Genomic DNA, 12,557 nt, shown 5'->3' with positions numbered 1-12,557 from the left:
TTAACGGATACACACCTCGTTCGACGTACCGGTGAAACGTCGAATACGGCCACTCCGACACGCATTGGACATAACCGTGTTTCACCGGATTGATGTGGCAATAATCCACATGAGCCGAATAATCCTCCTCGTCGCGGATGGCGTGTTCCCAAAACCGGCGTTGCCATATCCCACGTTCGCCACGGGCAACGCGAACCTTTGAGCGCCGTTCGGTCGATGGCAAGGCTTTGGAGAAGCCTTGTTTGATCAATCGCCATCGATTGGTGAAATCGTCATCGCCGGGTGGCAGCGTCCACACGCCGTGCAGGTGATCCGGCAAGACTACCCAGGCGTCGATATGGAATGGCCATTTGATTCGAACCGCCCGTATCACAGATCGAAGCAGGTCGATGTGCCGGACGAGCCAATCATTCGGGTAACGTTCGAGCAGATTGACGGTGAGGAAATAGGTTCCGCCGGGTACGCGGTCAATTCCGTTAAGTTAAGCCGTCATTCCGGCAGGGATTGCCGGAATCCAGAGCACAGGGAAGTGACACGCCTCTGCCATCCATGGCTTCTGGACCCCGGCATTCCCTGCCGGGGTGGCGTCATTCGCCTTAACTTAACGGCATTGGGTACGCGGTAGCGTCGATAATCGGGCATCGGGACTCATCATCCGAAAAGCCAATAACCCAGGGAACAATAGCAGACCGTGGGAACATTGGATTTACGATGGCTTTTCCAATCATCGCTTCATGCGGCGCAATACGCGGGACCGCTATTGCGCCCTACTCGCCGGCGTTAGAGATACAACGGATAACGGACTGTACGCCACGCCATACTTGACTTTTCGCCATTCCGGGTTGCCTTATCTTTTTCCAATCGGCACAATGTAAAACCCGACGATTCCGGGGGCTACTCGATTTACTCGCCCGCCATCCTCGTCTCACGCCTCGCAAGAAGCCGCTTAGCCCCGCTTTCGTCTGCACTGCTATGCCACAGAATATGCGCCAGAATGCACTCAATCCAGGCTATCGCCTGCAGTGGTTTTCCATAGAACAAGTTCTGGGTCAGGGCAACTTCGGAATCACCTATCTCGCCCACGACTCCATTCTTGAGCGTCACGTTGCCATCAAAGAATATCTCCCGGTAAAGCTTGCCGTTCGAGACGGCGCCGCTTTGATCCGGCCGGCCACGGAGGATTGCGGCGAGCAGTATCTCGCGGGACTGGAGCTTTTCATCAACGAGGCGCGCATGCTGGCGAAGGTGGAGCATCCCAACATCGTCCGGGTGCTCAACGTTTTCGTCGCCAATAATTCCGCCTACATGGTGATGAGCTACGAGGAGGGCGAAAGCCTGCACGCCGTCCTCGAGCGCCGCAGGACCCTGGAGCAAGGCGAACTCCTCAGGTTCTTGATCCCTATCCTGAATGGCCTGGAGAAAATACATAACGCCGGCTTTATCCATTGCGACATCACGCCGGCCAATATCTTGCTCCGGAAGGACGGGAGTCCCGTGCTGCTGGACTTCGGGTCTGCGCGTCAGTCGCTGGGAGAAAAAACACAGGCCCTCCCCAGCATGCTTTCCCCCGGCTACGCCGCCATTGAACAGTACTATGGGAAAGGCGATCAGCTGGGGCCATGGACCGATATCTACGGCCTTGGTGCGACGCTCTATCGGAGCATCGCGGGCATTGCCCCGCCCGATGCGCTCGAACGCAGCCAGAGCATCATCTTGGCCTCGAAAGAAATTTTCGTTTCCGCCAAACAGGTCGGCGGACCTCGCTACAGCGAAGGCTTGCTTCGCGCAGTCGACCACGCCCTGAGCTTGAATCCGCCTAAGCGCCCGCAGAGTATCGCCGCATGGCGGCGGGAATTTTCCCTGGCGCCGGAGCTTCCCGTCGAAGATGCGCCTGCGCCTAAGCAGCCGGAGGTGAAAGCCGAAACCGTGGCCGCCAACCCGGCCGATGCGCCGGCGCGCCGGCCGACATCCGATGCCGCTCGCTCGCGCATTCCGGCCATCTCGGCAATCGTGCTGATCGTCGCCGCCGGACTCGTTTGGCTGAGTCGCGGCCTATTCTCGGAGCACGAGCAAGCAACCGCATCGTCGGACGCCGAGCAAACCGTTCGCGAAAACGATCCGGCCGGTATTGATCAATCCGCGGAAACCGTGCCGCAAGAAATCGCTCCGGCCACTCCGCCTTCGCCGCCCGAAGGATCGGCCGTCGAAAAAAATGCCGGTGCCCAAGCGGGCTCCGAGCAGCACGCGGCTGAGATCGACGCGCTGTTCGAGCTATTGGCTCGGGCCGGCGAGGACATCAGGGCGGGCCGCCTCATCAGCCCCAAAGACAACAATGCCCTCGCCAAATATCGCTCGGTGCTCGCGTTAGATCCCAACCAGCCGCAGGCAAAGCAAGGCATCCAAGAAATCGTCGATCGGTTCGCCCAGCCGGCCCGCGAAGCCATGGACCGCCGGGACTGGAAGCTTGCGCAGACGCGTATCGACGAAGTCGCCATTGTTCTGCCGGAAGCCGAAAGCTTGCGCCAAGAGCTCGACACCCGCAGAGCCGAAGCCGAAAAGGGGCGTTCCAAAGCCAGTGCCGAACAAAAGTCCGCCGAGCAGACTGCGGCGATTTCTCCCGATCACAAGCAAGCCGCTCAATCGCCAAGTGCTCCAAAAACCCCTGAAGCACAGGGTGATGCCGAGATATCCGACGCGGAGGAAAGCGACCGGCGCAAGCAAGCCGCCGGCAGAACCGTCGGACGCGCATGGCGAGCCCTCAATCGAGAAGAATGGGATAAGGCGCAAGTCTATATCGATCAAGCCGCGGCGACGCTGGGCGATACCGAAGAGGTGCAAACCCTCAGGCGACAACTGATTTCGCGCAAAGCCCAGGCCGCCCAAGCAAAAGAGGCCACGGCGGAGGGTGCTCAGGCGACGAATGCAGGAGCAGCCGAACAACCGGCTCCGGTAGCGGATAAAACAGCGGTCAAGATCGAAAGCGCCAGGTCGGCTCCACATCAGGTCAGCCCCGGCGAACGGGTGGAATTCATCACGACGTATGAGTTGACGCTTCCCGCCGGCACCCGTGATGCGGAAGTCGAACTCGGCTGGGCGCTGAAGGCGGGCGGCAGGCGAATCGGCCAGGAAGGCTCCGATTTCAAGCTGGCAAGAACCGGTACCAACACGGCCACGAATGAACTGACCGTCCCTTCGTATATGAAGTCCGGCACCTACACGGTCGAACATAGAGTGCGCGCCGGCGATAGCAGGGCCATCGCCAGGTCGCACTTTTCCGTCGTTCGCAAGCCTCGACAACGGTCGGACGAAGCCGCGCCAAGCGATGCCCAGCAAGGCGAGTAGGAGGGGCCGGCCGCCTGCCCTCTCGGTAAGAACATCCGAATCGAACAACAAAAGCCCCGCCCTTCACGCTATTTCCGTTCACGATCTCCGAAAAAGCGTCCGCCGCGGCCAGAACGACCTTCGGTCACTCGCTCACGGCCGCTTCGGGTCGCCGTCGTCAAACTCCGAAACTTGTCGGAAACTTGGGCACCCGTTCCCGCTCATATTGGAGGCAGGAGCCGTAACCGGCAATTCGGACCGCCCTGTTACAATCCTATAATTGTGATTCCGTGTTACGCCTTGAGGAGAAATAACGTTGCCGACTTTCGTCCCTGGACAGCGCTGGATTAGCGAGACCGAGCCCGAGCTGGGCTTGGGCATTGTGTTGAACGTCGAAAACAACCGTGTGACTCTGCTCTTTATCGCCAGCAGCGAACGCCGCACTTATGCGGTCGACAACTCGCCGTTGACGCGGGTGAGATTTTCCAAGGGCGATTCCATCGAAAGCGCGGACGGCTGGAAACTCAAGGTTACGGAAGTACGGGAAAAAAATGGCCTGATCACGTACGAAGGCGTGGCCGAGGACGGCACTTCGCGAACCCTGGACGAAGTCGATCTCAACCATTTTATGCAGTTCAACAAGCCTCAGGATCGGCTTTTCACCGGCCAACTCGACCCTTCCGGGCTGTTTCGATTGCGCTATGAAACGCTGCGAAGAATCGGCCAACTCGAGCAGTCTCCGGTGCGAGGCTTGTTCGGCGGGCGCACCAGCATCATTCCGCACCAGATATACATCGCCCACGAAGTCGCTCATCGCCAAGCTCCGCGCGTATTGCTGGCCGACGAGGTCGGGCTCGGCAAAACCATCGAAGCGGGATTGATCATCCACCATCAGCTATTGACCGGACGCGCCGAGCGCATCCTTATCATCGTGCCGGAGCCCTTGCTGCATCAATGGCTGGTGGAGATGCTGAGGCGCTTCAATTTGCGCTTCGCCCTGTTCGACGAGGAACGTTTCTGGCAAGTCGAAGACGGCAATCCCTTTCTGAGCGAACAACTGGTACTGTGCAGCCTCGATTTCTTCATGGACGACGAAGAACGCCAGGAAGCCGCGCTCGCCGCCGGGTGGGACATGTGCGTGGTCGACGAGGCGCACCACCTGCAATGGTCGGAACAGAAAGCCAGTCCGGAATACCAGTTTGTCGAGCAATTGGGCCGATCGGTGCCGAGCCTCCTGCTTTTGACGGCGACACCGGAGCAGCTCGGCAAGCGCAGCCATTTCGCCCGCTTGCGCCTGCTCGACCCCGACCGCTTCTACAGCTACGACCGGTTCCAGTTCGAGGAAATGCAGTACGAATCGCTGGCCGACGTGATCAACCATCTGCTGGACGATCCGGAGCTCGACCGGGAGACCCTGAGCCAACTGAAATCCCTCATCTCGCAGGATTTGGCGGACGATTTACTGGACCGGCTGGACGATCCGGAACGCACGGAGAATGCGCGCAGCGAGCTGATTCAGCTCCTTCTGGACCGCCACGGCACGGGCCGGGTCCTGTTCCGCAATACCCGGGCCACGGTCAAGGGTTTTCCCGGGCGGGAGCTGATCGCTCATCCCCTGCCGCTGCCCGAGGCCTACAGCCGGCTGCTGACCGAGACTCAACCCCAGATCGAGGACCTTCTGCACCCGGAAACCCTGTACGCCCGGTGTCGCAAGGATGACGCCGAGTGGTGGCGTCTGGACAGCCGGGTGGAGTGGCTGGTCGAAACCATAAAGAATCTCAAGTCGGCCAAGGTGCTGGTAATTTGCGCAAAAGCCAAAACCGCGACCGATTTGGAGGACGCGCTTCGAGTCCGGGGCGTGCGCGCGGCGGTTTTCCACGAACAGATGAGCATCGTCGCCCGCGACCGGGCAGCGGCGTGGTTCGCCGATACCGAGAACGGCGCTCAGGCGCTGGTATGCTCGGAAATCGGCAGCGAAGGACGAAATTTTCAATTCGCCCATCATCTGGTGATGTTCGATTTGCCGCTCAACCCCGATCTGCTGGAGCAGCGAATCGGCCGCCTCGACCGCATTGGGCAGTCCGAAACCATTCGCATACACGTCGCGTATTTCGAGCGCAGTGCTCAAAGCGTCTTGTTCCGCTGGTATAACGAGGGACTGAATGCGTTCAGCCAGCCCAGCCCGGCGGGACTTCCCGTGTTCGGCCGACTCGGAGGACAGCTTGTCGCCTTGTTGCAGGCGCCCGATCCCGAAGGCGAAATGAAACTGGTCGAGCGGGCTCGGAAGCTGGCCGATGCGATCCAGGAGGAATTGCATCAGGGCCGTGATCGGCTTCTGGAACTGAACTCGTGCCGCAGGGACGCCGCGGAGCGGCTGGTCCGGCTCATCGAAGAAACGGATCGCGAAAACGATCTCTGGCCTTATTTGGAAGATGTGTTCGACGCTTACGGGGTTGCCGTCGAGGAACATTCGGATCATTGCCACATCCTCAGGCCCGGCGAGCACATGCGCACCCAGTTCCCGGAATTGCCCGAAGACGGCGTGACGGTCACGCTGGACCGGAGTATCGGTCTGGCGCGAGAGGACATGCTGTTCCTGACTTGGGAGCACCCGATGGTTCGGGGCGCCATGGACCTCATCCTCAACAGCGAACACGGCAACGCCGCGCTGAGTCTGGTCCGGAACCCCGAACTGGAGGCCGGGCAACTGCTGCTCGAAACCGTCTATCTGGTCGAATGCACCGCACCGAAGCGCTTGCAGATCGGCCGATTCTTTCCGCCCACGGTGCTGCGCTTCCTGTTCGACCAGGACGGCAACGATCTCAGTGTCCTACCCTTCGAAAGTCTTGCCGAACAGCCCCAGCAGTTCGATCGCGAACACGCGCTGGGACTGGTTAAAAGCCGACAAAAGCTCATCAATCGGTTAATCCAGAATGCCGAAAAGAAGGCGCGAGCGCAGATGCCCGGCGTCATCGGCGAAAGTGCAAAAAGAATGCTCGATACGATGACGACCGAGCTCAAGCGCCTTGCAGCCCTGCGGCGGGTCAATCCGAACGTGCGCCAGGAAGAGTTGGATCAGCTCAAGGAGAACGCCATCGAGATGAACAATTGCATCCAAGGAGCGCATTTGCGCTTGGATTCCGTACGCCTTCTGATCACGGTCTGAGGGCTTTGGCCGGATGCGCCGCTAATCAACGGAAAAAGCCTCCGCATTCGGCCTTCGCTCGGACCGAAACGTTCCATCGCGACAAGCACTTGCACGAAAATCCCGGCTGATGCCTGCTATGGGATATCGGTGAAATTTCGCCATTCGCTGCCATACTTCTAAAGCCCCATCCCTTTTCAATTCCAGGACAGGTTTATGATCGAAGATCTCAAAGGCAGCGAATCGTGGCGCATGTTCAGAATCATCAGCGAGTTCACCGAAGGCTTCGACAAGCTTTCCGACATTCGCTTTGCCGTATCGATTTTCGGCTCCACCCGGATCAAGCCGAGCAGCCCGTACTATCAGGCCGCACAAACCGTGGCCGAGGTTCTCGCGAGCCACGGCTACGCGATCATCAGCGGCGGCGGACTGGGCATCATGGAGGCTGCCAATAAAGGCGCCCGTCTCAAGAAAGCGCGCTCGATCGGACTCAACATCGCCGGCGAAGAGAAATCGAATTCTTATCAAAACCTCAGGCTGGAATTTCGCTACTTTTTCGTGCGTAAACTCATGTTCGTGAAACATTCCATGGGCTATGTCTGCTTTCCCGGCGGATTCAATACCCTGGACGAACTGTTCGAAGCGCTCACTCTGATGCAAACGCACAAAATCCATCCCGTGCCTTTGATTTTGTTCGGTTCGGATTATTGGAAAGGACTGATCGATTGGATCAATAACACGGTCCTCGCCAATCAACTGGTCGACAAAGCCGATTTGACCCAAATCTCGATTACTGACGATCCCCTGGAAGTCGTCGACATCATGAACAAACACCGCGAATGGAAGCTCAAAAAGATTGTCGAGGCGACATCCGCCGCGTCTCCGGAAAGCTGACGCCAGCGTCGTTATCGCTCTTGCCGGTCATTTGTTTGCGCCCGAAAGAAATAGACCGAAACACCTGTTTTGCCGCTAACGACCTAAGCGTGGAACTGTCAACGGCGTTATCGCCGGAAATACGCCAAGGGGCAATTTTACGCGTCCTGCCCGCCCAGCCGCATAACCGTCGCCCGGACCGCAGCAGTACATGCGCAGTTGCTGAAATACCGCTAGCCCGCACCTCTTAGGCCCCTTCGCCCGACGACGGTTTCCCGACGCCTGAACTGTGTTATGCTGGCGCGGCCAGTCCGCGCCCGTCTCGGCGAGACATTTAAGACCGAACCTTTGTCTCACTAAAAAAATTACAGAGGACCCACGCATGGAAAAACCGTTCATCTTGCATATGTTCACCCCCGAAAAGAATCTCAGCCCGTTCGACGTCAATATGGCTTTGGACGCCGGCTGGATTTCCGCCATTCCGTACCTCCATATCGAACTGGGCGAAGTCACCGCCCTCGTGCAAGATGCGATTTTCTCCAGAAGTCCGAGCGGCGTGAAACGAACCGGCATTTTCATCGGCGGAAGAGATGTAAAAATGGCCATGGACATGCTCCGCACCGCTCAGAAGTCCATGGTTCCGCCCTTCGTGATCTCCGTGTTTGCAGACCCTAGCGGCGCCTTCACCACGGCCGCAGCCATGGTCGCCATGGTGGAGCGGGAACTGGAAAAGCGCCATCAAACCAACTTGCAGGGCAAGAATGTACTCGCTTTGGGAGGCACGGGTCCGGTCGGACAGATTGCCGCGGTGTTGGCCGCCAAGGCCGGAGCCAACGTAAAAATCATCGGCCGCCAGCTGGAAAGAGCCCAGAAGATCGCGGAACTATGCAATGCCGAATTCGGTAACGGTCAAACCGATATTCAAGGCGATGCAGACGCCAACAAACCGGAGCTGATCAAAACCGCCGATGTGGTATTTGCTACCGCCGCAGCCGGAATTGAAGTGCTGAGCGCGGAATTGGTCGCCTCTGCTCCGCAACTCAAAGTCGCCGCCGATGTCAATGCGGTTCCGCCGTCGGGAATCGCCGGTCTCGGCCCTCACCACAAGGGCACGGAAATTGAGGGTTCCCGTAGCGGCGCCGTCGGCGTTGGAGCCTTGGCTATCGGTAACGTGAAATACCAAACCCAGCACAAACTGCTGAATATAATGCGCTTTCAGTTGCGACAATCGGATAAGCCGGTTTTCCTAGATTATAACGATGCTTTCGAAGTGGCTCGGGAATACGCAAAGAAGCTTTAAAGCGTCAAAGCAGAAATTCATTAATATGCTATTTCTTACTATGGATTCAATGGCCACATACTGAGTGGCCATTATCCGGTTGGTAATTAATTATTCGACCATCCGATGGCTAGGGACAATTATCGGGTTCGAGGGTATTTAATTATCCATATAAAAACAATAGTTAACTGGATCAGCCAAGAGGAGCATAATAATGAATAATACCGCCGAAGCCATTAAAATCACGGATGCCGATAATGATCGATTGCTCAAGGAAATGGTGGACAAAAGCTATACACGATGCCGACTAACCGGGACCTTTATAGATGACTTTTATAATGCCTTTATCGCAACATCGCCCAGAATTGCGGAAAAATTTCGGAAAGCCGACTGGGAAGCTCAGAGGCGTTTGCTGGATCACGGCATCAGGCATTTGATTCTGTTTTTTCACGAGCCTAGCCCCGTCACGGCGGAAAAGATGATTCAGCTCGGTGAATCCCATTCCAGAAGCAGACTTAATATAGAACCTGATCTTTATGATTTTTGGGTTTCTGCCCTGATATCGACCGTCGCCGAAAGCGATCCAAAATTCAATCCCGAACTCGAAGCAGCCTGGAAAACGGTTGTCGAGCGCGGCATTGCCGTCATGAAATCCATGCATGACGACTAAGCTACCTAAGACCAAGTATCTTTATTACTGACGTAGAGAAGCCAACACATGTCCAAACGCAGTGTTTTATACATGCTCGATCCGATGCCCCATAACAGCCCGTTCGATATCAATATGGCGGTCGATGCGGATTTCGACATGATTATTCCGCTCAACAACGTAAAGCTCGAGGAAATCAACGGCCTTACGCAAGACGCCATCTTTTCGCGCGGACCGGAAGGCGTAAAAAGAACGGGCATGTTTATCGGCGGACGCGATATCGGTTTGGCCGTGAGTATGTTGGAAGCTACCCAAAAGGCCATGGTGCCGCCCTTCCAGTTTTCCGTCCTGGCCGACCCCAGCGGAGGTTTTACCACGGCGGCGGCTTTAGTCGCAGTGGCTGAAAAACAACTCAAGGAGAAACACGGCATGGAGCTGAAAGGGTGCAATGCCGTGGTGTTCGGCGGCACCGGCCCGGTAGGCATAGCTACCGGGGTTATTGCCGCTTTGTGCGGAGCGGAAACGACGATCATCGATCACGCGTCGCTCGACAATGCACTGGAAAAGGCCGATACCTACGGGCGCCTGTTCCAAACTCGCCTGGAAGGCACATGTGCGGCATCCGAGGCCGACAAGGCCCACTTGCTTCACAAGGCGGATGTCGTGTTCTGCACGGCCAAGGCCGGAGTGCAGGTTCTAAAAGCCAGCGCCCTGGCGGAAGCGAACCAACTCAAGGTTGCGGCGGATGTGAACGCGGTTCCGCCATTGGGTATCGAGGGCGTCAAGCGGACCGATTTGGGCACTCCGCTCAAGCATGCAGTCAACTCTCCGGGTGCCGTCGGCATCGGTGCATTGGCGGTCGGCGATTACAAGTACAAGCTGCAACAGCATTTGCTCCGCTCGCTCCTGACCCAGGAAGAGCCCGTTTTTTACGATTTCCGCGAGGCATTCAAAATCGCCCGGACCATGGTCTGACGCGTCGGCTCCGCCGCTTTCCCGAAGTCGAGCAAACCGCCACAAGGGATGCCAATCGGCATCCCTTTTCTAAGCCGACATTCGAAAGTTATCGAAGCTTGTCCGACGTTCCTTTAGAGCGCGTTCATCTCGCTCATACGGCATAACGGGCTTGGCGGAAGTCGTTGGCGCTTTCGGCTAGGGTAAATCGACTCAAGTATTTGTAGGTCGGCAATCCTTTGCCGACGAACCCGTTGCCCTAACGGCGGCGTCGGGAAGGGCGGCTTCGGCGCTCCAATCGCAAACGGTCATCCCAGGAGCGCTGGGATGACCCTTCCAATCGCAAACGGCCTAGCCGGGAGCGCCGGCCAGCCCCTTCCCGAAGACGCCGTTTGCGATTGGAAGGGTCGCGGCTAAAGCGACTGTTTGCGATTGGAAGAGTCGCGACTATAGCGACGTTTGCGATTGGGAAGGGATTCCCGACCTACTCGCGAGTTCCCGTACGGTAGAGTAGATATGAAAATGCTTTAGTTTTTCCAAACCCGGCGACCGAAACCGCAGCAAAAGGGCTTCCGGGAAGTCCCGAGCCTGGGAGGGTGGATGAACCCCGCTGCGTTTACCGCGGTCTATTCGATATAGGGCCATCCGCCCCCGACCTAGATTATTTACCTCGCGCCGAGCAATTCTCCAAAACGCATGAAAATCTATAACCTCTTCCCGCGGCTCGCGGGTCCTTTGAATCGTTGGAAGCCGCATCTGGAAAGAGCGGCGGATATGGGATTCAACTGGATCTTCGTCAATCCCGTCCAGAAGCTCGGACGATCCCGCAGCCTTTATTCCATCAAGGATTATTTTCAAATCGATCCGTGGTTGCTGAATGCCCGCTCTTCCAAATCGCCGGAAGAACAACTGCGCGAGATCGCAAGTCAAGCCGAAAGCCTGGGGCTCGGCATGATCGTCGATTTGGTCATCAATCATTGTGCCTATGATTCGACTTTGCTCAAGCAGCATCCGGAGTGGTTCGTCAAACAAGGCAGGCGCATCGCCCACCCGTTCTGTATGCATGAAGGAGAAAAGGTCGTCTGGCGCGATCTCGCACAATTCGATCATCAGCATACGTCCGATCCGGAAGGTCTGTACCGTTACTGCCGCGAAATCGTCGAATACCTGGTCGGCCTGGGCTTTAAGGGACTGCGCTGCGATGCGGCTTACCAGTTACCCAGCCGTTTCTGGGCACGGCTCATCGAAGAAACCAAACGGGCGCACCCCGAAACCGTATTCCTGGCCGAGACCTTGGGCTGTAGTGCCGATCAAACCCGGGAAACCGCGCAAGCCGGTTTCGACTTTATCTTCAACAGCTCGAAATGGTGGGATTTTTCCGGCTCCTGGCTGATGGATCAATACCGGCTCACACGTGAAATCGTACCGTCCGTCAGTTTCCCCGAAAGCCACGATACGGCGCGCGCATTCGCGGAGTTCCAGCAGAATGTCGATGCGGTCAAACAGCGCTATTTCTTCTCGGCGCTGTTTTCCGCCGGTGTGATGATACCCATGGGATTCGAATTCGGCTTCCGAAAGCCGCTCCACGTCGTCGATACCACGCCTGATGACTGGGAAAAAACGGATATCGATTTGACCGGCTACATCAAACAGATCAATGGAATCAAGAGTCGGCATCAGATATTCGATGAGGAGAGCGCCACGCAAGTGCTCGACCATTCCAATCCGGAAATCTTGCTGATGCGAAAAACCGCCAGCCGGAAGCGTAGCGAGGCATTGATCATTATGAACAAGGACGCTTGGAATCGGCAGAATTTCTTCTCCGACAATCTGTACCATCTTGTTCAAAGCGAACCGCCGCTGTTCGATGTCTCGCCGGAATGGCCCCTGGATTACTTGCCGACGCCTTTCCAGTTCGAGCTGACACCGGGAATGGGACGGGTCCTGGTAACGCAGTGACGCTCTCTGCCCGCATCGAAAGTGCAACCAAAGTAACGCAAAATGCGGGCTGACCGGTGGAGAGGCCGATCTTCGGCAATCATTCCATCCAATAATCCGTGGCCGTCATCACCCCGATTTCGCGACGCACAGGCCACCCGAGTAAATAGGCTAACTCCTAACTTGAGCCGACATGGCGTTTTTTTCGAAACCCTGGATCGCTTAAACTAGCCTTGTCGAGTTCATGTTAGGCAACCGGACGCAACCTCATGACCCAAAAGACCCCGCCTCAAGATAAGAAAGTAAACGCTTCCGAGTCCCAAAAAGGAAAACCCGGAAAAGCCATGGAGAAGCCCGCGACAAAGGAAAAATCCCAAGCCAAGGCCACTCGATCCAAA

General features: G+C 56.9%; 8 protein-coding genes. 7 read left to right on the top strand and 1 reads right to left on the bottom strand.

Going from position 1 to position 12,557, the window contains the following annotated elements; all coding sequences use genetic code 11:
- On the bottom strand, positions 1–373 hold a 373-nt coding region (locus B2A78_RS26340), incomplete at its 3' end, for a transposase (RefSeq protein ID WP_346425844.1).
- A 611-nt stretch (positions 374–984) separates the two neighbouring features.
- Between B2A78_RS26340 and B2A78_RS12910 the strand changes: the two genes are divergently transcribed.
- From B2A78_RS12910 to B2A78_RS12880, 7 genes are all read left to right on the top strand, one after another.
- Complete coding sequence (locus B2A78_RS12910; protein ID WP_168175410.1) at positions 985–3,342, top strand: serine/threonine-protein kinase; 2,358 nt, start codon at positions 985–987, stop codon at positions 3,340–3,342.
- A gap of 295 nt (positions 3,343–3,637) precedes the next feature.
- Entirely contained in the window at positions 3,638–6,487 is a 2,850-nt protein-coding gene (gene rapA, locus B2A78_RS12905) for an RNA polymerase-associated protein RapA (protein WP_077730406.1), read from the top strand.
- 195 nt (positions 6,488–6,682) lie between these two features.
- On the top strand, positions 6,683–7,360 hold the full coding sequence (locus tag B2A78_RS12900) for a TIGR00730 family Rossman fold protein (RefSeq protein ID WP_077730405.1): 678 nt from the start codon (positions 6,683–6,685) through the stop codon (positions 7,358–7,360).
- A 361-nt stretch (positions 7,361–7,721) separates the two neighbouring features.
- Positions 7,722–8,639 (top strand): NADP-dependent methylenetetrahydromethanopterin/methylenetetrahydrofolate dehydrogenase, encoded by a 918-nt coding sequence (locus B2A78_RS12895; RefSeq protein WP_077730404.1) that lies wholly within the window; start codon positions 7,722–7,724, stop codon positions 8,637–8,639.
- A gap of 193 nt (positions 8,640–8,832) precedes the next feature.
- Positions 8,833–9,288 (top strand): globin, encoded by a 456-nt coding sequence (locus B2A78_RS12890; RefSeq protein ID WP_077730403.1) that lies wholly within the window; start codon positions 8,833–8,835, stop codon positions 9,286–9,288.
- 48 nt (positions 9,289–9,336) lie between these two features.
- The gene (locus B2A78_RS12885) at positions 9,337–10,242 is read left to right on the top strand and encodes an NAD(P)-dependent methylenetetrahydromethanopterin dehydrogenase (RefSeq protein WP_077730402.1); all 906 of its coding nucleotides are present in this window, start codon (positions 9,337–9,339) and stop codon (positions 10,240–10,242) included.
- A 675-nt stretch (positions 10,243–10,917) separates the two neighbouring features.
- Positions 10,918–12,180 carry an alpha-amylase family glycosyl hydrolase gene (locus tag B2A78_RS12880; RefSeq protein ID WP_077730401.1) on the top strand — a complete coding sequence of 421 codons (1,263 nt, stop codon included), beginning with the start codon at positions 10,918–10,920 and terminating at the stop codon, positions 12,178–12,180.
- Positions 12,181–12,557: the final 377 nt, after the last annotated feature.

It is taken from the genome of Methylocaldum sp. 14B (assembly GCF_002005105.1).
In the GTDB taxonomy this organism is placed as follows: Bacteria; Pseudomonadota; Gammaproteobacteria; order Methylococcales; family Methylococcaceae; genus Methylocaldum.
Note: the sequence above shows the minus strand (reverse complement) of the source record. Positions and strands in the feature narration are given on the sequence as shown.

Coding starts and splice junctions, on each gene's coding strand:
- B2A78_RS12910 (WP_168175410.1), top strand. CDS start 985: ATGCGCCAGAATGCACTCAATCCAGGCTATCGCCTGCAGTGGTTTTCC.
- B2A78_RS12880 (WP_077730401.1), top strand. CDS start 10,918: ATGAAAATCTATAACCTCTTCCCGCGGCTCGCGGGTCCTTTGAATCGT.
- B2A78_RS12885 (WP_077730402.1), top strand. CDS start 9,337: ATGTCCAAACGCAGTGTTTTATACATGCTCGATCCGATGCCCCATAAC.
- B2A78_RS12895 (WP_077730404.1), top strand. CDS start 7,722: ATGGAAAAACCGTTCATCTTGCATATGTTCACCCCCGAAAAGAATCTC.
- B2A78_RS12890 (WP_077730403.1), top strand. CDS start 8,833: ATGAATAATACCGCCGAAGCCATTAAAATCACGGATGCCGATAATGAT.
- B2A78_RS12900 (WP_077730405.1), top strand. CDS start 6,683: ATGATCGAAGATCTCAAAGGCAGCGAATCGTGGCGCATGTTCAGAATC.